The 23,596-nt window shown below is 41.8% G+C and carries 19 protein-coding genes and 2 tRNA genes; 10 read left to right on the top strand and 11 right to left on the bottom strand.

Features of this window, described 5'->3' with window-relative positions:
- The first annotated feature begins 123 nt into the window (after positions 1-123).
- The 3 genes from RM049_RS18245 (at position 124) to RM049_RS18235 (ending at position 4,061) form a co-directional block, all read left to right on the top strand.
- On the top strand, positions 124-1,806 hold the full coding sequence (locus RM049_RS18245) for a DUF262 domain-containing HNH endonuclease family protein (protein WP_322705161.1): 1,683 nt from the start codon (positions 124-126) through the stop codon (positions 1,804-1,806).
- Between the two features lie 361 nt (positions 1,807-2,167).
- Positions 2,168-2,995 (top strand): metallophosphoesterase, encoded by an 828-nt coding sequence (locus RM049_RS18240; protein ID WP_322705160.1) that lies wholly within the window; start codon positions 2,168-2,170, stop codon positions 2,993-2,995.
- Between the two features lie 232 nt (positions 2,996-3,227).
- Positions 3,228-4,061, top strand: coding sequence for a metallophosphoesterase (locus RM049_RS18235; protein WP_322705159.1), 834 nt, complete (start codon positions 3,228-3,230; stop codon positions 4,059-4,061).
- Positions 4,062-4,698: 637 nt separating this feature from the next.
- Here RM049_RS18235 and RM049_RS18230 read toward each other — a convergent pair.
- From RM049_RS18230 to RM049_RS18220, 3 genes are all read right to left on the bottom strand, one after another.
- Positions 4,699-5,454, bottom strand: coding sequence for a hypothetical protein (locus tag RM049_RS18230; RefSeq protein ID WP_322705158.1), 756 nt, complete (start codon positions 5,452-5,454; stop codon positions 4,699-4,701).
- 317 nt (positions 5,455-5,771) lie between these two features.
- Positions 5,772-7,268 (bottom strand): DnaJ domain-containing protein, encoded by a 1,497-nt coding sequence (locus tag RM049_RS18225; protein WP_322705157.1) that lies wholly within the window; start codon positions 7,266-7,268, stop codon positions 5,772-5,774.
- 113 nt (positions 7,269-7,381) lie between these two features.
- Positions 7,382-7,993: a DnaJ domain-containing protein gene (locus RM049_RS18220; protein ID WP_322670256.1), complete on the bottom strand. Its 612-nt coding sequence runs from the start codon at positions 7,991-7,993 to the stop codon at positions 7,382-7,384.
- 29 nt (positions 7,994-8,022) lie between these two features.
- Between RM049_RS18220 and RM049_RS18215 the strand changes: the two genes are divergently transcribed.
- The 5 genes from RM049_RS18215 (at position 8,023) to trxA (ending at position 12,198) form a co-directional block, all read left to right on the top strand.
- On the top strand, positions 8,023-9,120 hold the full coding sequence (locus RM049_RS18215) for a tocopherol cyclase family protein (protein WP_322670255.1): 1,098 nt from the start codon (positions 8,023-8,025) through the stop codon (positions 9,118-9,120).
- A gap of 43 nt (positions 9,121-9,163) precedes the next feature.
- Positions 9,164-9,237: transfer RNA gene (locus tag RM049_RS18210), tRNA-Arg, on the top strand.
- A gap of 411 nt (positions 9,238-9,648) precedes the next feature.
- Positions 9,649-10,179, top strand: coding sequence for a YdcF family protein (locus RM049_RS18205; protein ID WP_322670254.1), 531 nt, complete (start codon positions 9,649-9,651; stop codon positions 10,177-10,179).
- Between the two features lie 148 nt (positions 10,180-10,327).
- The gene (locus tag RM049_RS18200) at positions 10,328-11,491 is read left to right on the top strand and encodes a GuaB3 family IMP dehydrogenase-related protein (protein WP_322670253.1); all 1,164 of its coding nucleotides are present in this window, start codon (positions 10,328-10,330) and stop codon (positions 11,489-11,491) included.
- Between the two features lie 383 nt (positions 11,492-11,874).
- Positions 11,875-12,198: a thioredoxin gene (gene trxA / locus RM049_RS18195; protein WP_094348071.1), complete on the top strand. Its 324-nt coding sequence runs from the start codon at positions 11,875-11,877 to the stop codon at positions 12,196-12,198.
- 295 nt (positions 12,199-12,493) lie between these two features.
- On the opposite strand, the gene RM049_RS18190 is transcribed toward trxA, so the two are convergent.
- Positions 12,494-13,087: a MarC family protein gene (locus RM049_RS18190; RefSeq protein WP_322705156.1), complete on the bottom strand. Its 594-nt coding sequence runs from the start codon at positions 13,085-13,087 to the stop codon at positions 12,494-12,496.
- 210 nt (positions 13,088-13,297) lie between these two features.
- Here RM049_RS18190 and RM049_RS18185 point away from each other — a divergent pair, with 210 nt between their 5' ends.
- Entirely contained in the window at positions 13,298-14,110 is an 813-nt protein-coding gene (locus RM049_RS18185) for a carbon-nitrogen hydrolase family protein (RefSeq protein WP_322705155.1), read from the top strand.
- Between the two features lie 255 nt (positions 14,111-14,365).
- Here the strand turns inward: RM049_RS18185 and fba are convergent, their stop codons facing one another.
- The 4 genes from fba to pdhA form a co-directional block, all read right to left on the bottom strand.
- The gene (gene fba / locus RM049_RS18180; protein ID WP_229485451.1) at positions 14,366-15,445 is read right to left on the bottom strand and encodes a class II fructose-bisphosphate aldolase; all 1,080 of its coding nucleotides are present in this window, start codon (positions 15,443-15,445) and stop codon (positions 14,366-14,368) included.
- 326 nt (positions 15,446-15,771) lie between these two features.
- A tRNA-Lys gene (locus RM049_RS18175) sits at positions 15,772-15,843 on the bottom strand.
- A gap of 61 nt (positions 15,844-15,904) precedes the next feature.
- A complete protein-coding gene (locus RM049_RS18170; protein WP_322705154.1) occupies positions 15,905-16,774 on the bottom strand; it encodes an aldose epimerase in 870 nt (289 codons plus the stop codon).
- Positions 16,775-16,876: 102 nt separating this feature from the next.
- On the bottom strand, positions 16,877-17,911 hold the full coding sequence (pdhA, locus tag RM049_RS18165; RefSeq protein WP_322688427.1) for a pyruvate dehydrogenase (acetyl-transferring) E1 component subunit alpha: 1,035 nt from the start codon (positions 17,909-17,911) through the stop codon (positions 16,877-16,879).
- A 764-nt stretch (positions 17,912-18,675) separates the two neighbouring features.
- On the opposite strand from pdhA, the gene RM049_RS18160 reads away from it, so the two are divergent.
- Positions 18,676-20,967 carry an IMS domain-containing protein gene (locus RM049_RS18160; protein WP_322705153.1) on the top strand — a complete coding sequence of 764 codons (2,292 nt, stop codon included), beginning with the start codon at positions 18,676-18,678 and terminating at the stop codon, positions 20,965-20,967.
- 40 nt (positions 20,968-21,007) lie between these two features.
- Here the strand turns inward: RM049_RS18160 and RM049_RS18155 are convergent, their stop codons facing one another.
- The 3 genes from RM049_RS18155 to dhaK are packed head-to-tail and all read right to left on the bottom strand — an operon-like array spanning position 21,008 to position 23,446.
- Positions 21,008-21,685 carry a hypothetical protein gene (locus RM049_RS18155; RefSeq protein WP_322705152.1) on the bottom strand — a complete coding sequence of 226 codons (678 nt, stop codon included), beginning with the start codon at positions 21,683-21,685 and terminating at the stop codon, positions 21,008-21,010.
- Positions 21,686-21,720: 35 nt separating this feature from the next.
- Positions 21,721-22,359, bottom strand: coding sequence for a dihydroxyacetone kinase subunit DhaL (gene dhaL / locus RM049_RS18150; RefSeq protein ID WP_322705151.1), 639 nt, complete (start codon positions 22,357-22,359; stop codon positions 21,721-21,723).
- A gap of 13 nt (positions 22,360-22,372) precedes the next feature.
- A complete protein-coding gene (gene dhaK / locus RM049_RS18145; protein WP_322705150.1) occupies positions 22,373-23,446 on the bottom strand; it encodes a dihydroxyacetone kinase subunit DhaK in 1,074 nt (357 codons plus the stop codon).
- Positions 23,447-23,596 lie beyond the last annotated feature (150 nt).

Below are 23,596 nucleotides of genomic sequence, written 5' to 3'. Positions count from 1 at the left end.
TGCTTATTTTTCCCAAGCTCTAAAAAACCGATCAATATTATAACAACCTGAAATATTCCTGTTTTTAATGGGAAAACTAACTTTAGTAAAGTGCAGTCTACTACGCCACTAAAGGAGGTATATATGAGCGCGGTTAAAATTCAAGCTACTGATTATCCTATCTCTAAAGTATTTAGCAATGATTTTGTCTTCACTATTCCTCTATATCAGCGTCCCTATGCGTGGACAAGCGAACAAGCTGGAGAACTGCTTGAAGATTTAATTACTGCTTTGGGAGACAGTGACGATAAAATTGATGAGATAAACCCATATTTCTTAGGAAATATTGTACTCATAAAAGGAGATAAACGAGATGCCCAAGTTGTGGATGGTCAACAGCGTTTGACTACACTTACTATACTGCTAGCTGCTTTACGGACATGCGTTTCTAAAGAACACATACATATATTAACAAGATATCTTTACGAGAAAGATGATTTTGATCCTGATGATAACGTTTACCGTTTGAATTTGCGTGAGCGAGATGCACAGTTTTTTAAAGAATATATTCAGGATGAAGGTGGAATTGAGAAACTTAAAACTTTACATAATGCCAAATTATCAGATAGTCGTAAGAATATAAAAGAAAATACATTATTATTTGTAAAGCGCTTACAGCTATTTACTAATAATCAGCTTTTACGCCTAACTCAATTCATAATTAAACGATGTTTTTTAGTAGTAGTTTCTACTCCAGATATTGACTCTGCATATAGAATATTTTCCGTAATTAATAATCGAGGAATGGATTTGTCTCATGCTGATATATTGAAAGCTGAAATTATCGGTAAGATTCCTCTTGAACAACAGGATAAATATACTACAAAATGGGAAGAGCTAGAAGAGAAGCTGGGACGTGATATATTCAAAAGCTTATTCTCTCATATCAGAATGATTAATGTCAAATCCAAGCCCCGTGAAAGTATACTTAAGGAATTCTTAAATGATATTAAACCAATCCACGATCCTCGGCAGTTAATTGATAAAATACTAATTCCTTTCGGTGAGGCTTTTTATGACATTAATAATCAAGCTTATCACAGTGATATTTTAGCTGAAAAAGTAAACCAATTTTTTAGATGGTTACAGCTTATTGATAATTCTGACTGGATACCTCCAGCTATTTTGTACCTTGCTCGGAATTACAGCAATCCTGAATTGTTAGTGAGGTTTTTCACAGATTTAGATCGTCTGGCTTCAGGTTTAATGATTCAACGGGCTAATATTAATGAACGCATAGAACGTTACAGCAAGTTGCTCTATGCTATCGAGATTGGAGAAGATTTGTACGCATCTCATTCACCGCTGCAATTGAAAATGGAAGAAAAGCAATATATTCTCAAAATACTGAATGATGACCTTTATTTAATGAAGAAAATTCGACTTTATGTTTTAATTCGCTTAGATAGTGCATTATCGGAAGGAAAAGCTTCATATCACTTTCATAACATTAGTATTGAGCATGTGCTTCCGCAAAATCCCATTTCTAATAGTGTATGGGAAAATTGGTTTGCCACTCAGGAAGAACGCGATCAATATGTTAATCGTATAGGAAATTTAGTTTTACTCTCTTCCTATAAAAATAGTCAAGCCCAGAACTACGATTTTGAACTGAAAAAGCAGAAGTATTTCACTACGAAAACAGGTGTTTCAAATTTTGCGCTAACTACGCAAGTGCTGATGGAAAAGGAATGGACACCTGAAGTTATCAATAAACGCCAAGAACAACTAATTGATAGACTAAAACAAGTTTGGCGTTTACAGTAGTAAATTGCAAGTGCGTAGACCGATAGCGCAAAGTCGAAGAAACTCTATTTTTGAGTTTGTTGTTAAACGTTGCATCCATAATTATACATAAATATGGAAAGTGATATCTTCTTTGCCAGACGTTAGGCGTAGCTTGCTTCCTCATAGGGGATGGGCTGCGCTTACGCACATTAACTCTAGTATTAAATAGTATTTTTTTACAAAATAATCTAGTAGTAAATTTGTTTTTGATTTTATTAAGTATAAATACGTTTAAGTCTATAGTCATGAAATTTTCAATAACTTGCACTGGTCGGTGTACACGAATTGACAATGTTTCGTTAAGCTGTAAGCGCTATGATTGAAGTTTATTGAACGTCTTATGCATTGGTTGTTATCTGGGCCGTTGAGTACAGAAGCATTGACGGTTAACATTGCAGGGTTGCCTGCATCGTTACAAGGTAAAAAGCTGGTGCAGTTGTCAGATTTTCACTACGATGGTTTGCGGCTGTCGGAAGAGATGTTAGAAAAAGCGATCGCACTTACTAACGAAGCTAAACCAGATTTAATTTTATTAACTGGGGACTACGTAACTGACGATCCGACACCAATTCACCAACTGGTACTTCGACTCAAACATTTGCAAAGTCGCAGTGGTATCTATGCTATTCTTGGCAATCACGATATATATAAACAGGCAAAAGCAGAAGTTACAGAAGCCCTTACTAGCATTGGAATTCACGTTCTTTGGAACGAAATTGCCTATCCACTAGGAAAAGAATTCCCACTCGTTGGACTGGCTGATTATTGGTCACGGGAGTTTCACCCCGCACCAATTATGAACCAGCTAAACCCCGACACACCCTGCATCGTTTTATCACACAACCCAGATACTGCGGAGATATTACAAGCATGGCGAGTTGATTTACAATTATCTGGTCATACTCACGGTGGTCAAATCGTGATTCCCGGAATTGGCCCTGCGGCGTTGTTTTACGAAAAGCTTGTAGAAAAAATACCCAGAAAAGTGCGGCGTCGAGTCCCATTTTTGGAAGAAAATGTTTCTGTAGTCAGACATTGGGAATGGGCGCAGGGTTTGCATCGGCTAGGAAAAAATCAGCTATATGTCAATCGTGGTTTGGGAACTTACCTCCCAGGACGCTTATTTTGCCGCCCAGAAGTTACTATAATCACCCTACAAGGTGAGTAGGTAATTACCAAATTTAACAAAAAAGAACGCAATCTTAGCAGGTACTCTGGCTAATGAGTGCCTGCAAACTCAGGCATAACCTGCTACTTTTATCGCCAAAATTTAAATCCAAAATTTAAATCAATGAATTAATTGTATCTGAAGTAGATGACATAAATTCTTGCATTTTATCAAGTTACATTCTTATTTTTGGTAAGCTGTAAGCGCTGGTATGAGGAGTATCGGTTAACTTATGCATTGGTTGTTTACAGGACATTTAAGAGTAGATAAAATAACGGTTAAGATTGCAGAACTTCCTGCATCTTTACAAGGTACAACATTAGTACAGTTGTCAGATTTTCATTACGATGGTTTGCGACTATCGGAAGAGATGTTAGAAAAAGCGATCGCACTTACTAACGAAGCTGAACCAGATTTAATTCTATTAACTGGTGACTACGTAACTGACGATCCCACACCAATCAATCAATTGGTGCTTCGACTCAAACATCTGCAAAGTCGCTGTGGTATCTACGCTGTACTTGGGAACCACGATATCTATTACAGCCACTCCAAAGCAGAAGTTACACAAGCGTTAACCAGCATTGGGGTGCATGTACTTTGGAATGAAATTGCCTATCCACTAGGAAAAGAATTACCATTGGTAGGACTAGCTGATTATTGGTCGCGGGAATTTTACCCCGCACCAGTGATGAATAAACTAGATTCGCTTACACCGCGAATCGTTTTATCTCATAACCCAGATACAGCCAAGATATTGCAACAATGGCGCGTAGATTTGCAACTATCTGGTCATACCCACGGTGGTCACATCGTCATTCCGGGCATTGGCCCTCTAGTACTTTATTACAAAAAGCTACTTAAACAAATTCCCAAAAAATTGCGGCGTTGGGTGACATTTTTATTAGGAGACTGCTCGAAAGTAGTTCGATATTGGGAGTGGGCGCAAGGGTTTCACAAGGTGGAAGAAAATCAACTATATGTCAATCGTGGTTTAGGAACTTATAAACCAGGACGTTTATTTTGTCCGCCTGAAGTGACTGTAATTACTTTAATTGGTCATTAGTCATTGGTCATTGGTCATTAGTCATTAGTCATTGGTCATTGGTCATTGGTCACTTGTACTGAGCGTAGTCGAAGTATTGGTTATTAGTCTAAATAAATGACAAAGGACAAAGGACAAATGACAAAAATGCATAAAACTCAAAGCAGAAACCGCCTGAAGCTACGATGGATAAATCTCAATAGCTTGGGGCGGTTCCTTGAAGATTGGAGAATTCAGAAATGGCTAACTTAAAATAAGGTGGACAGTATTTGCGATCGCTTTACTCAGAATTGCACATCCTTAATATTCCAACTAGGCAGGCATTTTCTGGCTGTGCGTCTTAAAACCTCCAAAACGAACTCATTGAACTTAAGGCAAAAACACATTCAATGGATGTCACAACTTCAGAGCGATCGCAATAAGATTAGAGCAGGAGGCACAGGCTCTAACTTGAAAGTTTTTGTTTAACTTTTAACCTGTTTGTACCTTGGTCTTAATCTAGCATTGTGTTTGTTTAGCTACAAGACACCTTTACTAAACTTGAATACCATTAATTTATCGCAACAATTCAGAAATATTGCTTAAAATTTGTCCCAGTTGGTAATATTGGCATTCACACCAACATTACCAACTGGGCTGAAAGTTCAGTTAGAAAGCGTTATTGACCAGAACCGCCTGCGGTAGAAGAATCGCTATTAGATGTACTGTTTGACTGGTCTACTCCTTGAGGTGTAGTACTTTTAGAGGTGTCACTTTTTGTACCAGGAGCAACAGTATTAGTAGAACTATCGTTCTGCGAAGCCGGACTATTAGTAGTTGGACTCGTCACCGGACTTTGTGTCGCTTTAGGGGCTGGCTGAGTTACAGAAGGTGCTTTTTCTGCCGCAGGCTGCTGGGGTGGAATAGTAATGTTAATATCCGGTTGGCGAGGTGTAGATGGAGGTGTAACTTGCTGTTGGGGAACAGGAATAGGAACAGTAACAGGAACAGGGACTTCCTTAGTGGTTTCTTTGATTATCGTTTGTGGTTGAGGAGATGCACTGGGAGTTGGATTACTTTTACTCGGTACAGGAACCGCGACCGGCACAATATTGTTAACCGCTGCGTTATTCTGCTGGTTGAAGTACCAGACCCCACCTATAACCAAACCAAGCAGGGAAGTAATGATAATACCCAACAATAAACCACCACTAGCATTGTTTTCATCACGCTGGGCTAAATCTGCTTGCTGGTAGCTACGCTCAACATTTCGACCATGTACGTAACCGTTAGTGTAAGAGTTGGGATTAGTTGTATTGTTCTTAACTGTTTCAGTGGTTTGTGTGAAATGGGTCTGAGTATTGCCATTAATATCAGTGTAAGATTCTTGTCTAACTTCACTGTTTTTGCTTTCGCGTTCATTAGGAATAGACATAACCGTTGATTTAACTCCTCAGATACGATATTGACAAACTAAAGCTTTGTGAAAACAAGGGATTTTAATGAACTGAAAATATATGTTGCTGATAAAGATTGAGTCTTATTTGCTACTCAACTGTTGGTAATCTCAGAATAACCTCTGCGATTAAACAACTGGCTCTATCTCCAGGGAGTTAATACTTAATCTTTAGAGAGTTAATACTTAATCAAGAGAAAGAGTATCCCAAAGATGGATGTTATTTAACTGTCAGTTAATGGATAGATCAAAAAATCTAGCAATTTGCTTCAATTCTCTAAACTTTTAATTTGTTGTTAGATATCGCATCGCCAAAGCTTGATAGTCATATCTCGACTACCACTAACCAAAGTTTTGCCATCGGGACTGAAAGCGACGGAGTTAACCCAATCTGAATGGTTATCCAAAGTGTAAAGTTCTTGTCCCGTGTTAACATCCCATATCTTCACAGTACAATCTGCACTACCACTAACAAGATGCTGACCATCGGGACTAAAAGCAATTGCACAAATATAGCTGCGATGTCCAGCAAGAGTGTTAATTAGCTTACCTGTACTACTGTTCCATAGCTTGATAGTCTGGTCATAACTGCCACTAGCTAAAATTTGCCCATCAGGGTTAATAGCAACACACATCACCCAACCTGAATGTCCGTTGAGAGTTTGCAGCAGTTTGTTACTCTTCAAATTCCACAGCTTAATGGTATTATCCGCACCGCCACTGACAAAAATCTGTTGTTTTGGGCAAATAGCAAGGGAGTAAACTAAGCCAGAATGACCTTTGAGAACTTGCAATAATTGTCCCATCTCTATATGGGAAACCTTGATAGTAGTGTCTGTACCCCCACTTAGGATAGTGTGACCATCTGGACTAATGATTACAGAAAAAACTGGGGTTGAATGTACTTTGAGTGTCTTGAGTAATTTACCTGTAGATACTTGCCAAATGACTATGCTGCTCTCATCACTGCCACTAACCAGAGTTTGGCTATCTGGGCTAAAGGCTAGGCATCTTACCCATTTTGTATGTTCAGTGAGAGTATGTAGTAATTTACCTGTGTCGAGGTGCCAAATCTTGATAGTATTATCACTACTTCCACTAGCCAAAGTTTGCCCATCTGGACTGATTGCAGTTGTCAAAACCCAGTTCAGATGAGTCAGGGTGTGTACACATTTCCACGGTAAAGGTTGAGACTGTGATTCAGGTGCTGGCGGCGTTGGTGGCTTTGGCGGTTGCGATGTCGGTTGAGGTGGTGGTGGTGACGTTGGTGGCTTTGGCGGCGGCGATGTCGGTTTGGGTGGTGGTGGATTTGGCGATGCTTTTTTCTGTTTCAGTTCTAGTTCTCTGGCATTTTTAATATCTGACTTGGCTCTATTTTCATATCCTAGTTTCGAGCAAGCAAGCCCTCGGTATTTGTAGGCTTCAAAGTAGTTGGGGTTGAGACGAATCGCTTGGGTAAAGTTTTCAATTGCTTCAGTATATTTTCCTTTTTGAGCTTTCTCCATGCCCAGTTTGTAGAAACTTTCAGCATTGGATGGAGTAAAATCAATTTTGGTAGAAGTGGAAGCAGCTTGATTTGTCTCATTTGGCTGATAAGACTTTAATCTTGCATAAGCTTGATTGATTTCTTTGATTTTTTCTTCTGCTTCTAGCTTTTGCTGCGGTTCAAGAAAACAATCTGGATGCCAAGTCTTAGCCATCTGGCGGTAAGCTTGCTTGACTTCATCAGCAGATGCACCTGGTTTTAACCCAAGGATATCGTAAATATAATTTATATCGAAGCGCTCGCTCATACTCAGAAATCAGCAGCAAATCTTACTACACTTAGTATTCCCAAGTATAAGTAGGATTTAACTCCAGTCTGGTGTTGCCGCCTAAAGTGTCTTAAACTATATTCTTCGCTTCTTTATCTCCAACGCCGATTTAGCCGCAGGAAACTTTTTATCCTCTGACAAAATCTTTCTACTAGAGGTCTAGGTTTTGATACATATCTAGGCGATCGCGATCTACGTGTACTTCCCGGATTTCTTAACTCTTCTTCTATTTGTGCAGCTTTATTTAAATCTGAAGCAGCTCTATATTCGTATCCCAATTGTGAGCAAACTAGCCCACGATATTTATACGCGTCAATATAGTGAGGATTGAGCCGAATTGCGTGGGTAAAATCTGCGATCGCATCTTCATATCTTCCTTGAGTAGCATTTTCTACTCCTAAAGTGTAGAAAGTTTCTGCATCCCAACGATTGACAGATATTTTTGGGGGATTTTTAGGCGAAGATGAAGATGGATTTTCAGCAATAGGAGGCTCAGATGGAATTTCGGATTTGAGCCTGTTGTAAGCTGCGTTGATTGATTTGATTTTTTCTTCAGCTTCCTGTTTTTGTCTTTGCTCGACAAAGCGATCGGGATGCCAAATTTTCACCAGTTTACGGTAAGTTCGCTTCACCTGTGCTTGAGATGCACCGGGTTTTAGCCCAAGAATTTCATAAGCATCATTGATATCAAAGCGATCGCGCATACTGAAAAAATCGGCAGTTAGATAAATCTATGTTAACTATTCCCAAAAATCCTCTCCAATCAACCCAAACGCCCCATTCTGGTTATCACTGGGATGGCAGTAGCCGTCGCTTCTTTGAAGGTTGGTATTACCGCGTCACGTTACCGGAAATTGGGCAAACATTCGCCTTTATGTACTCCATTGAAGATCCCATCGGCGGTAAACCTCACAGTGGCGGTGCAGCCCAAATCCTCGGCCCGGATGATGAGTATCTCTGCCGTACTTTTCCTGATGTCAACAAATTTTGGGGTAGTCGAGATGTTTTAGGTTTAGGTCATTGGGGTAAAAATAATTTGCAAGTTTCCCCCCTATACTTACTCCCAGCAGAGTTTGAGTATCACGTTCAAGAGGGATATCAAGCCACAGCCACCTTGAATCAGGGAATAATTCGCGATCGCGCCACCAATAATTATTGTCGTTGGCAGTATGAAATTCAACCAGTATACGGTTGGGGCAATCAAAATGGCATTCAGCAATCAACCGCCGGCTGGCTGTCATTCTTGCAGATTTTTGAACCTGGATGGCAAATTTTGATGGCTCACGGTTTAGCCAGTGGAAAGATTGACTGGAATGGCAAAATCTACGAATTCACTAACGCCCCAGCCTACGGCGAGAAAAATTGGGGTGGTGCTTTTCCTCAGAAATGGTTTTGGATAAACTGTAATTGCTTCGAGGGCGAACCCGACTTAGCATTAACTGCTGGTGGTGGACGGCGGGGTGTGCTGTGGTGGATGGAATCTGTAGCGATGATTGGACTGCACTATCAAGGCAAGTTTTATGAATTTGTTCCCTGGAATTCCCAAGTTGAGTGGGAAATTCAGCCTTGGGGTAGATGGCAAATGAAAGCTAGCAACACTAATTATGAAATTGAGTTAACAGGAACCACAGATTTATCTGGTACACCTCTACGTGCGCCGACAGCAGAAGGTTTAAGATACTGTTGCCGGGATACTATGCAAGGAAAACTAAACTTAGAGTTACGAGAACTAAATGGCAGAAAATCTAAAGTAATTTTAAAAGCAAAAAGTTTTCTTTGTGGTTTAGAAGTAGGTGGTGGCTCTTGGGATAATTTTTGGCAGTCTACCTAAAACTACTGCTATCTAATGCTATAATTATATATGCTTCGCAGTTGGGGTTGTAGCTCAGTTGGATAGAGCGGACGCCTCCTAAGCGTCAGGTCGTGCGTTCAAGTCGCACCAGTCCCGTTATCTTTAGACAATTCATATATACAGCAATTAATATGGTAAGAGCATTGCTGTACCCATAAAAGTAGTACGCCAGTTCTTACAAGTCGGGATATCCGCCCATGCTACTGGCTCCTGTATTCCGTGCAATTGAAAACTACTATATAAAGTGGTTAAAAACCCTTTGATGAATCGTCCGATATCGGTTAGGATAATCCATCAATTAGAGGAAAAACTCCAAGCACGCTTAATCGCGCTGTTACACAAAAACCAACCAAATTTATATTTGGGCAGAATTTGTGCAGATTCTTGGGAAGTTTGCTACTCTACTATCAATTGTTTTTTCTTATAGCCAGAGAAAATTGTGTACCAAGTAAATTAAGTTATTGAGCCTTGAATAAGCTACTCTTTACAAATAAATCTTTTCGTTTTATGGCTTTTGTCCTACCAATATTTATGTGGTGGGGATACAAAGAAGTACAAAACCAATTTGTGCAGCCGCAAGCAGTCGTAGTGTTAGGTGGTTCAACGAGACATTTAGAGCGAGAAAAATTTACAGCAAAATTCGTTAGCGAGCATCCAAATATACCGATTTGGATTACAGGCGGCAGTCCACGTACATTCACCCAAAGAGTGTTTACCAAAGCTGGTGTCGATCCTCAACGTTTACACTTGGATTATGAAGCAGTAGATACAGTTACTAATTTTACTACTTTGGTAGATGATTTGCAAGCTCGCGGCATTAAGAGCGTTTATTTGATTACTTCAGACTTTCACATGCGTCGGGCTTGTGTCATTGGCGAAATTATTTTGGGTAGTCGGGGTATTTATTTAAAACCAGTGCCAGTTCCTTCCGAAAAACCCCCTGAATCTATCGAAAAATCTGTTCGTGATGGAGCTAGAGCGATAATTTGGTTAGCAACTGGTTACACTGGTGTGGGTGCCGCTAAAAATAAACGGTAAATCAAACTGATTTTGGATTTTTAATCAGTCAAAATCCAAATGACTAATGACAACCGTCACTAGTCACTTATATGGTTAGGGAAAAAACGCCCCAAATTTCCCCACAATTTGATACCCTAGCTTAAACAGATTTGAGTAAAGTTAAAGCGTGGAAATTCAACTTGGGCGGGGAAAAACAGCTCGCAGAGCTTACGGAATAGATGAAATTGCTCTAGCCCCTGGTAATAGAACACTAGACCCCAGTTTGGCAGATACTAAGTGGCGTATTGGCAATATTGAGCGAGAAATCCCGATAATTGCTAGTGCTATGGATGGCGTAGTAGATGTTCGTATGGCTGTACGTTTGTCACAGTTAGGAGCATTAGGTGTCCTCAACTTAGAGGGTATTCAAACTCGCTATGCCGACCCAGAGCCAATATTAGATCGGATTACCTCTGTGGGGAAAGATGAATTTGTTGCCCTCATGCAAGAACTCTATGCCGAACCAATAAAGCCGGAATTAATTGAACAACGTATTCAGGAAATTAAACAACAAGGTGGCATTGCAGCTGTGAGTGCAACTCCAGCCGGTGCAAGTAAATACGGTGAGGCGGTGGCAAAAGCTGGGGCAGATTTATTTTTTGTCCAGGCTACGGTAGTTTCTACTGCACATCTGTCACCAGAGTCTTTAGTACCACTCGATTTAGCAGAATTTTGTCGTTCCATGCCCATCCCCGTGGTGTTGGGGAATTGCGTGACTTACGAAGTCACGTTGAATTTGTTGAAAGCTGGGGCGGCTGGGGTACTGGTGGGAATTGGGCCTGGTGCGGCTTGTACTTCTCGTGGGGTATTGGGTGTTGGTGTGCCACAGGCAACTGCGATCGCAGATTGTGCCGCAGCACGAGATGATTACTATAACGAAACTGGCAACTATATCCCCATTATTGCTGATGGCGGTTTAATCACCGGTGGCGACATTTGCAAATGTATCGCCTGTGGCGCTGATGGTGTGATGATTGGCTCCCCCTTTGCCAGAGCCGCAGAAGCCCCTGGAAGAGGTTATCATTGGGGTATGGCGACTCCTAGCCCAGTTTTGCCCCGTGGCACCCGCATTCGCGTTGCCACCACTGGTAGCCTAGAGCAAATACTCATTGGCCCAGCAGGGCTAGATGATGGCACTCACAATCTTTTAGGAGCCTTAAAAACCAGCATGGGAACTTTAGGAGCCAAAAATATTAAAGAAATGCAACAAGTGGAAGTTGTGATTGCACCTTCTTTATTAACCGAGGGTAAAGTTTACCAAAAAGCTCAACAATTAGGTATGGGGAAATAGAATTGGGGCATAGGGCATAGGGCATAGGGCATGGGTTATTAATTCTTCTTCCCCTGCCTCCCCTGCCTCCCCTGCCTCCCCTGCCTCCCCTGCCTCCCCTGCTCTCTACTCCCCACTCCCAAATTCTTCAATAATTTTTCCAGCCCCTAAACAATTGCTGGAAAAATCCGATATGTCGCTTACAATAGAGATAGCGGAGACGCATGTTTCCGTTCACTCCTCACACCACACTCCGCCCGGACTACTGTTCGGGCGGTTCCTTATGTTTGTAAATAAAATAAGAGAGCTTCTTTGCAAATGTACATCCTCGCACTCCCAAGCTGAGGTTTTTGCTATGGTAGAATTTTCACCAAGTTCAGATATTATTGGCGAAGGTTTTAGGCATGTCAACAGCCGCACAAGTTACCGATTCTAGTTTCAAGCAAGAAGTACTCGACAGCGATGTACCAGTTTTAGTTGACTTTTGGGCACCCTGGTGCGGACCATGCCGTATGGTAGCTCCTGTTGTCGATGAAATCTCCGAACAGTACAAAGGTCAAATAAAGGTCGTAAAAGTCAACACAGATGAAAATCCTCAAGTTGCTAGTCAATACGGCATCCGCAGTATTCCCACATTAATGATTTTTAAGGGTGGGCAAAAAGTGGATATGGTGGTCGGCGCTGTGCCTAAAACTACATTAGCTTCCACTCTCGAAAAGCATCTTTGAAACTCAATCGGTAATAAAATCCTCTTGAGTTATCCATTTTGTTCTAACTTTAAGTTAATTTTCATAAACAAGTTTGAGAGCCGCGAATTTCTCGTTTCTCAAACTTGTTTACATTTGTATACAGTTTCAGAATATTTTAACGCAAGTTCGACAAGCCCTTTTTTGACCTCTCCCCCAACCCTCTTGGACACGGAGAGGGAAGTTAAAAACCTAATTTCTCGTTGCTCCTCCCTTTCTCCGTAGAGGGAGGTTGTCCGGGAGAGGTTCATCGAACTCACGTTATTTTAGGAGTTTTCTACTTCAAAAACAACTCCCTAATTCCCGTACTACCAATTTCCACCGCTAACGCCGCTAATAGAAAACCTAAAAGCTGAGTCACAATCACTCCACCTTCTGCACCAATCCACTGGTCAATCAGATTTGCTAAACGCAAAATCAACCAAGTGCTAAACATTGCCCCTAAGATACCCACCGCCACAGCAATATGCGGACTCTGTGATTTAGACATCAGCAACATCACCGTTGTTAAAGTCCCCGGCCCTGCTAACAGTGGTAAAGCTAGTGGAGTAATTGCGACATCGCGTCCTTCTTCAATAATTGGACTATCTAATTCTCCCCGCAGCATCTGCAAAGCAATTAACAGCAACAATAGTCCTCCTGCTATTTGCAAAGAGCCGATACTGATTTCCAAGTAATTTAAAATTATTTGCCCTGCAAAGGCAAATAGCAAAAGAACAGCGATCGCAATGATAATTGCTTTATCTATAACTTTGTTTCTTTGGTCTGGCATCATGCCTTTAGTCAAAACTAAAACAATCGGTATATTGCCCACAGCATCCGCCAAGACAAACACAGCGATAAATGTTTGAATGAGAATAGAAATATCCACAGTAGACAGTTTTTATCAAGGTTTGATCGCAATCTAATCTTTATCTTGCTCAGTTTGCTAGAACCCAGAGGAAGATTAAGATCGGCAATAAAACCAGTGTGTTAAAGAAAATCTTGGCTGACGCATTTCTAATTAAGTTCCACAAATCTTGAAGTAGCGATATATTTTGATAATCTCTTTTCCATAAATCAACTGTTCGTTGTTGAATCTATGAAGTCTTATTTAGCCGCCGCTATTCAATTGACCAGTGTGCCCGATTTACAGAAAAATTTGGCACAGGCAGAAGAATTAATAGAGCTTGCCGTGCGTCAAGGTGCTGAATTGGTGGGTTTGCCAGAAAACTTTTCCTATATGGGAGAAGAAAAAGATAAACTCGCACAAGGTGATGCGATCGCTCTTGAAAGTGAAAAATTTCTCAAAAAAATGGCTCAACGCTTTCAAATTACCATCTTGGGCGGCAGCTTTCCACTTCCTGTAGATAATACAGGCAAAGTTTATAACACTACTCTACTCATCGACCCTAACGGTCAAGAGCTTGCGCGCTACTACAAAGTCCACCTATTTGATGTTAATGTCCCTGACGGCAACACCTACCGCGAATCCAGCACGGTTGTGGCTGGTACGCAATTACCCCCCGTCCATTTCTCAGAAAAGCTCGGTAATTTAGGGCTTTCTATTTGTTATGATGTCCGATTTCCAGAACTGTATCGTCATCTGGCAGATAAGGGAGCCGATATTATCTTTATTCCCGCCGCTTTTACCGCCTTTACAGGTAAAGACCACTGGCAAGTACTACTACAAGCCAGAGCTATCGAAAATACCGCCTACGTCATTGCTCCGGCCCAAACGGGGAATAACTACGCCCGTCGTCTAACCCACGGTCACGCGGTCATTATCGACCCTTGGGGTGTAATTTTAGCCGATGCTGGAGAAAAACCGGGAATTGCGATCGCAGAAATCAAGCCCACTAGGCTAGAACAAGTCCGCCGTCAAATGCCTTCCTTACAACATCGGGTGTTCTAAGGATTGGGGAAGAGGCAGGGGAAGCAGGGGAAGCAAGGGGACAAGGTGACAAGGTGACAAAAGTTTAGAACTTACAACAAGTCTTTCCCCTTGTCCCCAATTCTCCTTGTCTCCAAGTCCTCTTTCCAATGCCCAATGCCCAATCCTTATGAATAAAACAAAAAACCGGGTAAACACCCGGTTTCTGACAACATTAAAATCCTCAGTTTTTTAGCAGCATAGAAAAACTATGCCCATATTTATTTGCTGTCAAAATTAAACTTTAGCAGCTGATTTGGTAACAACGTTAAGTTCACCTTTAGCATACTTAGCAGCAAAATCTTCCAAAGAAATTTGCTTAATCTTGCTTGCATTGCCAGCTGTGCCAAATTGCTGATAGCGTTCAGCACAAACCTTTTGCATGTATGTAATGGAAGGCTTGAGGAAGTGACGGGGATCAAACTCCTCTGGTTTTTTAGCCAAAGCTTCACGTACAGCAGCAGTAATAGCCAAACGGTTGTCGGTGTCGATGTTTACTTTACGTACACCACTCTTAATACCTTTTTGGATTTCTTCTACAGGTACACCGTAGGTTTCAGGAATTGCACCACCATACTGGTTAATCAGTGCAAGCAAATCTTCAGGCACAGAAGAAGAACCGTGCATTACCAAGTGGGTGTTAGGCAGACGGCGGTGAATTTCTTCAATGCGGCTGATTGCCAAAATTTCACCAGTCGGCTTGCGGGTAAACTTGTAAGCACCGTGGCTTGTGCCAATGGCAACAGCCAAAGCATCTACTTGGGTTGCTTCTACGAAGTCAACAGCTTCATCGGGGTCAGTTAAAAGTTGAGAGTGGTCGAGTGTACCTTCAAAACCGTGACCATCTTCAGCTTCACCAGCACCAGTTTCTAGAGAACCCAAACAACCGAGTTCACCTTCAACACTGACACCCAAAGCATGAGCTACGTTTACAACTTCGCGGGTAACACTGACGTTGTATTCAAAGCTAGCGGGAGTTTTAGCATCAGCTTCTAAAGAACCATCCATCATCACGCTGGTGAAGTTGTTCTTAATTGCTGAGTAGCAGGTAGCAGGCGCATTACCATGATCTTGGTGCATGACAATGGGAATGTGAGGATAGGTTTCTACCGCTGCCAAAATCAGGTGGCGTAGAAAGTTTTCTCCTGCATAATTACGAGCGCCGCGAGAAGCTTGTAAAATTACGGGGCTATCTGTCTCGACAGCAGCTTTCAGGATCGCCTGAATCTGCTCCAAATTGTTAACGTTGAAAGCTGGGATGCCGTAACCGTTTTCAGCTGCGTGATCCAACAGCAGCCGCAGTGGTACAAGCGCCATAGATAGTCCTCCTAATGTGGTTGTCAGCTAGTCGGTCTGAGAGAAGCGCAATCATTACGCTAAATCTTAAGAGTTTTTTCAACTTACTTATAGGAAATTATAACTAGTGTGGTGTATCTATGTTGAAAAAGTTTACGCCATAGTTATTAGAAATATGTTCTATACTTGTTCTCTACTGCTGTACTATGCCCTATAGTTGCTCTGTACTGCTGTACATTTAGCTACCCTAGAATTAGTAGCTATGGTAGCCCATTATCCCAAATGCTTGTTTGTGCAATTACAAAGAGGAGCGATCGCTTCTTTACATCATTTAATAAACTTCTATATGGGTCGCCCGGGATTCGAACCCGGAACTAATCGGTTAAAAGCCGAGTACTCTACCGTTGAGTTAGCGACCCTTTCGCTGCATTTCGCAACTTTGCCATCATAGCATACACATCTGTAGATTTGTAAAGGGGTTTAGAAAAAATTAGCCTTTAACCTTATAGATGCTGTATGGCTAGCTCCTGGTGCTAACACAGTCAGGTTATCGCCAGTATTGAGAGAGTTACGGGTGGCACTCCAAGGTTCTAAACAGTAAAATTCTTTGCCTTTGACTGTCCAAAATACTAGGTAGGTAGAGAAATTATCATAATCCAAAGTGAGTTTTAACTTCCGGCTGCGGTCTATTGCAGTGGCCGATTGACTTGTTAGCTGTCCAAAGGCAAAATCAATTTCATCACGGCTAAAGTCAAAATTACCATCAAAAGAGTGAATTTCTTTAGTTTGATTATCTTGATACTGCTTAGAAGGAATTTCCAGTTCTAACTGAGTTTTATCACCACACAGAAAGTAGGGATGGAAACCAGCCGAAAAGGGCATTGATCTAGATGACAAGTTTTTATATTGTTGGCGCACTTCAAGGGTATTACCTTGAAGTTCGTAGGTGAAAGCCAGCTGAAAATCAAAAGGATACACAGCCTTGGTTTGCTCGTTGCTATCAAGAACGACAGTGAGACTAGCTTTATCTCCAGTTTCTTGTTCTGTTACTTTCCACGGCAATTCACGAGCGAAACCGTGTTGCTTGAGAGTATATTTTTGACCGTTGTAAATGTAAGTATTATCTGGTAAATTACCACAAATAGGAAACAAAATTGGATTCCCACCTCTGACACTCAACTCAGGATGAGTAAAGCGTTCAGTATCTAGGTAGAAAACTTCTTGCCCTTGAATGCGCCAACGGGTGATGATACCGCCGCGTTCTGGTACGACTTCCAACTGAGAACCAGCGCCTTCGTCAGAAAGAATATAAGTCTTGTACTGTTGCTGTTGAACTGCAATGCTAAACACAAATTTTAGTCCTGGGTATATGGATAGTTAGAAGTTAGGAGTTGTGAGTTAGGAGTTAAAAATTCATAACTCCTAACTTTTAACTCCTAACTCCTAAATTTGTTATTCGTCTTCTGCAAACACGAAACGATATAACTCGCTGGGGTCTGGTTCGGGGCTGCTTTCGGCGAATTTAACTGCTTCGTCGATTACATCCTGAATTTTACGGTCAATGGCTTTGATTTCTCCCTCATCTGCGAGATTTTGCTCTACCAAATAAGCTGCCAACTTTTTAATTGGGTCTCGGGCGAACCAAAATTCTTTCTCCGCTTTGCTCCGCATTTCATCTGGGTCTGCCAAGGAGTGACCCCGGAAGCGGTAGGTAAGCGCCTCAATTAATGTTGGGCCTTCACCTGCACGGGCACGGGCTACAGCTTCTTGAGCCACGGCTCGAACTGCTAGTACATCCATGCCATCTACTTCCACGCCCACCATGTTAAACACGCTGGCTTTTTTATAAATCTCTGGCTGGGAAGTGGCTCGTTCGTGAGACATCCCAATGGCCCACTTATTATTTTCGACCACAAACAGAATTGGCAGTTTCCATAAAGCTGCCATATTTAGCGTCTCGAAAAACTGACCGTTATTAGCTGCACCGTCACCAAAAAAGCAAGCTGTCACTTGGTCAGCGTTTTTATCTCCCAGCACTTCGCGGCGATATTTGGTTTGAAAAGCCGCCCCAGCTGCTACAGGAATTCCCTCAGCCACAAAAGCATAGCCACCCAACAAGCGATGTTGAGCAGAAAACATGTGCATGGAACCACCGCGCCCTTTGCTGCAACCTGTGGCTTTACCAAATAATTCTGCCATCACCTCTTTTGCTGGTACACCGGCACTGAGAGCATGAACGTGGTCGCGGTAAGTACTACAAACGTAATCTTCACCCGGTCGCATTGACTGCACAACACCACTGCAAACGGCTTCTTGACCGTTGTACAAATGGACAAAACCAAACATTTTGCCCCTGTAGTACATTTCAGCGCACTTGTCTTCAAACAAGCGCCCTAACACCATATCCTCATACAACCGTAACCCTTCTTCTTTTGTAATTTGCGTAGTAGCAGGATTAAAAGTGGGTAAAGTACGCTCTTGAACCATTATTTTTGAGTATCCCTGTTGTACAACTTAAAGTTACAGTCTTAAATAAGTTGGTCTAATAACACCTCAGCTTTTAACAGGCTAGCGTTTGTAAGACTCAACAATCAAACTTTATTTATGCACCAAAAAAGGGTCTTAGGGAATAGCTGAATTTTTAATTTTTGATTTTTAACTTTTCAGCTCATGCCCCGTGAGGATTTGACTCTAAGGGCAATATCTGCCACTTTAGGTTGTCTCTCTCTATTCCCCTTCACAGACTAGCAATCAAGATAGACTGCTTTCTGCATATCCATTAACAATTTTAAAAAAAGCAGGCAAAAATCTATAATACCCAAATAGGTAATTGTAATGAAGGGTAAATTATGATATGATTTTTGTCTCCTGTTATCAGGGTAAAACCCTCAATAGTGGTATTTTTGTTACTGCCTAGTAGGAAAGTACCAAAAAAATCAATCATCAATAGATTCTTCCAGCCACAACAATTATGCCGTGATTAAAAGCGGTAGTTGTGGTTTGTGGTATCGAAGGCTGATAATAGTTGTGTTAAACAAAAATACTAAGAATTAAAACAAACAATTGAGGCTTTCTAGGCGAAAGCAAAAAATTAGTACTAAAATGTGACTCAAAATTTCGGGAAGGTACAAAACAAGTTGTTGCAATATACACTTGTAGAGTAAATTCTATACGGCATTTTTATGGCACGGTTTTACGGCCTGGAACGCTCTAGGTAAATTATGTTGATCGCGGTGCAGGGGAAGTAGGCTGTGCGAATTCCGCTAGATTACTACCGAATTTTAGGACTACCGTTAGCGGCAAGTGATGAACAATTGCGACAGGCATACAGCGATCGCATTGTACAATTGCCGCGACGTGAGTATTCTCAGGCAGCAATTTCTTCTCGTAAACAACTCATAGAAGAAGCTTACGTGGTTTTATCAGATCCAAAACAACGCAGTACCTACGATCATCTGTATCTTGCCCACGCCTACGATCCTGATAACCTTGCTGCTGCCGCAGTAGCACTGGAAAATTCTCCAGAAAGCACCAAAAGGGGTAGCAATACCCAGAGTCTGGGTATCGAAATTACTCAAGACGAATTAGTGGGCGCTTTATTAATTTTGCAAGAGTTAGGGGAATACGAACTTGTACTAAAACTAGGTCGTCCGTACCTGGTAAATAAAAATGGTGCTACAAGTCCAAGAAAGGGTAATAATTTAGCAGACGAAGAAATACACGAAAGTGCTGAACACCCAGATGTTGTTCTGACTGTTGCCCTTGCTTGTCTAGAATTAGGTCGCGAACAGTGGCAACAAGGTCACTATGAAAATGCCGCTATATCCCTAGAAACTGGTCAAGAACTGTTAGTACGCGAAGGGTTGTTCGCCAGCGTCCAGGCGGAAATTCAGGCGGATCTTTATAAATTGCGACCATATCGAATTTTGGAGTTGTTGGCACTACCTCAAGAAAAGACTGCCGAACGAAGCCAAGGTTTGGAATTATTACAAAATCTTTTAGAAGATCGTGGCGGAATTGATGGCACGAATAATGATGATTCTGGTTTAAACATAGATGACTTTCTGCGGTTTATTCAGCAGTTACGCAACCACTTAACAGTCGCCGAACAGCACAAGTTATTTGAAGCCCAAAGCAAACGTCCTTCTGCTGTTGCCACTTACTTAGCTGTTTATGCCTTAATAGCGCGGGGATTTGCTCAACGGCAACCTGCTTTAATTCGTCAAGCAAGGCAAATGCTCATGCGTCTGGGCAAACGCCAAGATGTACATTTAGAACAGTCATTATGTGCTTTACTTTTGGGACAAACTGAAGAAGCAACTCGGGTTTTAGAACTTAGTCAGGAGTACGAAGCTTTAGCTTTTATTAGAGAAAAATCTCAAGACTCTCCCGATTTGTTACCAGGGCTGTGTCTATATGCAGAACAGTGGTTGCAACACGAAGTATTTCCCCATTTTCGAGATTTAGCAAACCAGCAAGCGTTTCTAAAAGATTACTTTGCTAACCAACAGGTACAAGCTTATTTAGAAGCACTGCCAACTGATGCAGAAACAACTAATGAGTGGGCTGTAATTAACCCCCAAAATTTTCCCCAGCCACAGACAAATAATTTGCCTTTCCCTAAAAATTCAACTAGGACTCCAAAGCAATTTAACCACAACAGAACACCTGACCTAGATTTGCCAGACACACCAGAATATTCAAACTTCTCACCACCGATGTGGAATTCATCTGGAAACGTAAAATCAGAGGTTCCTGCTGCTGAACGAACGAGCAGAGGCACAAAGGAGCATTTGAACGGTTCAGTTAAAAGTGCTACACCTGCTCATAACCAAAAGCGTCGGCGGAGAAAACCTGCTCCATCTCCTATCCGAGAGCGTTTACCGGACAATCGCCCCCATTCTCGTCGTCCTCGGCGGCGGCGAACTTTTGCTAATACCATTGAAGGGAAAACACGGCTGGTATGGAGAGTGTTTATTTCTTTGGTGAGTATTTTAGTTTTTTGGGTGTTAGCCACAACAACTTTTGGATGGTTAAAAAATCTGTTTTTTCCCACACGACCTGCACCTGTTTCACAGTTGTTTGTACAAATAAATCAACCACCAATATCTATTCCCGATCCAAATAGTCAACCACAAGGACTAGATGGCTCTTTAACAGATGCAGCGGCAGAGGAAGTCATTCGCACTTGGCTATCTACTAAAGCCGAAGCTTTAGGGCCGAATCATGAGATTGATAACTTAGAGCAGATTTTAACTGGTTCAGCTTTGTCTCAATGGCGGGCGATCGCTCAACAGGCTAGGTCAGACAACCGCTACCGCAAGTACGAACATAGCGTAAAGGTGGAATCTGTAGAGAAAATTGATTTATTCGCAGATCGTGCCGCAGTGGTAGCTACGGTGAAGGAAGCGACGCAGTTATATGAAAATGGTCAGTTTAAAAACTCTTCTAACGAGAATTTGCGGGTTCGGTATGATTTGATTCGACAACGAGGTAAATGGCGTATTCAGAGTGCATCTGTTGTGAATCAGATAATTAGATAAGTTTGAATTTTTAGGCGATAATCTGCGACAAAGCTTTACTTCAAAACTGGGCTAAATGTAACTCAACAAATGGAGTTAATACTTCACCCGTCCAAATACCTTCTATTAAGCTCATATCTCTATTCACAGAACTGTACGTTGTTTCCTTTTCATTTTGATTGTTATAGATAAATCGGAACTGATAATTACCTAGCTTGAGAGGTTGAAAAAACCATTTACCACCATTTGCACTGGGGATGCTAATTCCAAATTGATTACCCCAAATCCAAAATATTTCGATATTAGGAAAGAATGTCAAGCTCTCTCCTGGCATGGCCAAAGGGTAATCAGATTCTAAAGATGATAAAAGGCTAATCCAACCACCCTCCAATGGAATTGGCCCGTTTGCATTCACTAGTTCTGGAAAGAAGGTGAAATAAAAGCTAAATCTAAAGGGGGTTGAGGTGTTATTAGTAATCCGTATACCAATCTGTACAGAATATTTAGGGGAAAAATATCCTAGCGGCATTGGTAATAAAAATTCCAAAAAGCTCAGAAGCTTCTGTACTAGATTTTGTTTTGGTAAGCACAATATTCGCTCCGGTACTAAAGTTTCAAACCGGACGCCATCCACTTCAACGGCATTAATTTCATTTGATTCACTTGATGTCATATTGGCTGCTTTCTCAAGGACATCTTCATGCGCCATCAATACTCTAGGCACATAGTTTAATGTCATTATCCTGAAAAAGAATAATAATTTCAGAAAATTTTTTATTCGCCGGAACTTTCCAATACTCCTAACAAACTCTTCAACATCAAGTAAGCAGAAGTTCCTCCTGGATCTGGATGTCCAATACTCCGTTCCCCCAGGTAGCTAGCCCGTCCCTTTTTCGCCTGCATCGGTATGGTTTCTTGTAACCCTTTTTGGGCTGCTACTACAGCCTGTTGCATAGCTTCCAGCGTTCCCTTACTTTCTTTTACAGCTTGCCCAAAAGCGGCTACAGCCGGAGACAGCACATCCACCATCGTTTTGTCTCCTAGTTGCGCTTTACCACGTTGCAGCACCCCATCTAAACCTGCTTGCAGTATTCCTAAAACATCTTGTTCTGTTAATTCTTGCTTACCAACTACTGCTGTACTGGCTCGTAAAAACCAAGTGCCATAAAGAGGGCCACTAGCACCGCCAATAGAAGAAATTAAGGTCATACTCACGGCTTTGAGAATGCTGCTGATATCCTTGTCTGTAAGAGTTGGTAACTGAGCGCTTACTTTTTTGAAGCCGCGATCCATATTGATCCCGTGGTCAGCATCTCCAATCGCAGCATCTAATTCTGTCAAATAGGCTTTATTCTGCTCTATCTCCGTTGCATAAGCCTGCAACCATTGCAATATCTGCGCTTGAGTCAACATAATTCGTAATTAGTTAAATTCCCCAACGCCAACTTGGCGTTTTTACTGGTGCATCCCATAGCCCGATCATTTCATCATCTAATTTCAGCAGGGTAATGGAGCAACCTTGCATTTCTAGAGATGTGATGTAAGGGCCGATTAAGTTTCGCACAATTTGCAATCCTTGCTGTTCGCAGATTTGGGCGAGTTTGCGGTAAACAATATACAGTTCGGAAATTGGGGTTCCACCCATACTATTGACGAAAGCTAATAAGCGATCGCCTTTGGCAAATGGTAGACTTGTTAGCTCTACATCTACCCATTCTTCTTTATCTTCGTCCCATTCGCGGAGCGTGCGGGTGTATGCTGCATCCTCAATGAGCGATCGCGTTAAAATTTCGGTAATCTCATCTACTGATTTGATGGCTGTACGTTCTGTTCCTGGCTCACCGTGAATACCGATACCTAATTCAATTTCGCGATCGCTCAATTCAAATGTCGGCGTTCCATTAGCGGGGACTGTACAAGATGTTAGAGCAATTCCCATACTCCGCCCATTCAAATTTACTCGGCGACACAAATTTGCTATTTGTGGCAAATCATACCCTGCCTCAGCCGCCGCACCACAAATTTTTTCTGCCAGGATTGTTGTTCCTACACCTCGCCGTCCTTGGGTATAGAGACTATCTTTCACTGCTACATCGTCATCAATCAAAATATTTAGCGATCGAATGCCCTCACTACGGGCTAACTCCGTTGCCATTTCAAAGTTCATCACATCGCCACTGTAATTTTTGACGATATAAATAATACCAGAGCCTCCATCTACAAGCTTTGCTGCTTCTAGCATTTGGTCTGGAGTTGGTGAAGTGAAAACCTCACCAGGACAAGCTGCATCAAGCATTCCTTTGCCCACGAAGCCAGCGTGCATTGGTTCATGTCCACTGCCACCACCAGAGATAATTGCTACTTTACCCGGAATAGGTGCATTGGCTCGATAGACAAAAGCGGGATCGTAGTTCAGTTTAATTAAATCGGAATGAGCCGCCGCCATACCTTCTAGACTTTCTTGCACAAAGTCTTCTGGCTTGTTAATCAGCTTTTTCATAATCCGTGTTTGGTTAAAAGAGTGCTAAAACTCAGGTTATAGCGATCGCTGGTTTGTATGCAATAGAGGCTGACCTCTCTCTAAATCTCTCTCCTAAAAGGAGAGAGACTTTGAAATTTCCCCCTTCCCGCGACGAGTTGGGGGTTAGGG

Origin of the sequence: Nostoc sp. DedQUE04 (genome assembly GCF_034530995.1) — a bacterium.
Lineage (GTDB): Bacteria > Cyanobacteriota > Cyanobacteriia > Cyanobacteriales > Nostocaceae > Nostoc.
Note: the sequence above shows the minus strand (reverse complement) of the source record. Positions and strands in the feature narration are given on the sequence as shown.

Bases quoted from the DNA above. Each gene is read 5' to 3' on its own strand.
- trxA (WP_094348071.1), top strand. From the start codon at position 11,875: ATGTCAACAGCCGCACAAGTTACCGATTCTAGTTTCAAGCAAGAAGTA.
- RM049_RS18230 (WP_322705158.1), bottom strand. From the start codon at position 5,454: ATGTCTATTCCTAATGAACGCGAAAGCAAAAACAGTGAAGTTAGACAA.
- pdhA (WP_322688427.1), bottom strand. From the start codon at position 17,911: ATGGTTCAAGAGCGTACTTTACCCACTTTTAATCCTGCTACTACGCAA.
- RM049_RS18155 (WP_322705152.1), bottom strand. From the start codon at position 21,685: ATGACATTAAACTATGTGCCTAGAGTATTGATGGCGCATGAAGATGTC.
- dhaL (WP_322705151.1), bottom strand. From the start codon at position 22,359: ATGTTGACTCAAGCGCAGATATTGCAATGGTTGCAGGCTTATGCAACG.
- RM049_RS18240 (WP_322705160.1), top strand. From the start codon at position 2,168: ATGCATTGGTTGTTATCTGGGCCGTTGAGTACAGAAGCATTGACGGTT.
- fba (WP_229485451.1), bottom strand. From the start codon at position 15,445: ATGGCGCTTGTACCACTGCGGCTGCTGTTGGATCACGCAGCTGAAAAC.
- RM049_RS18220 (WP_322670256.1), bottom strand. From the start codon at position 7,993: ATGCGCGATCGCTTTGATATCAATGATGCTTATGAAATTCTTGGGCTA.
- dhaK (WP_322705150.1), bottom strand. From the start codon at position 23,446: ATGAAAAAGCTGATTAACAAGCCAGAAGACTTTGTGCAAGAAAGTCTA.
- RM049_RS18215 (WP_322670255.1), top strand. From the start codon at position 8,023: ATGTTAACTATTCCCAAAAATCCTCTCCAATCAACCCAAACGCCCCAT.
- RM049_RS18245 (WP_322705161.1), top strand. From the start codon at position 124: ATGAGCGCGGTTAAAATTCAAGCTACTGATTATCCTATCTCTAAAGTA.
- RM049_RS18205 (WP_322670254.1), top strand. From the start codon at position 9,649: ATGGCTTTTGTCCTACCAATATTTATGTGGTGGGGATACAAAGAAGTA.
- RM049_RS18225 (WP_322705157.1), bottom strand. From the start codon at position 7,268: ATGAGCGAGCGCTTCGATATAAATTATATTTACGATATCCTTGGGTTA.
- RM049_RS18235 (WP_322705159.1), top strand. From the start codon at position 3,228: ATGCATTGGTTGTTTACAGGACATTTAAGAGTAGATAAAATAACGGTT.
- RM049_RS18185 (WP_322705155.1), top strand. From the start codon at position 13,298: ATGAAGTCTTATTTAGCCGCCGCTATTCAATTGACCAGTGTGCCCGAT.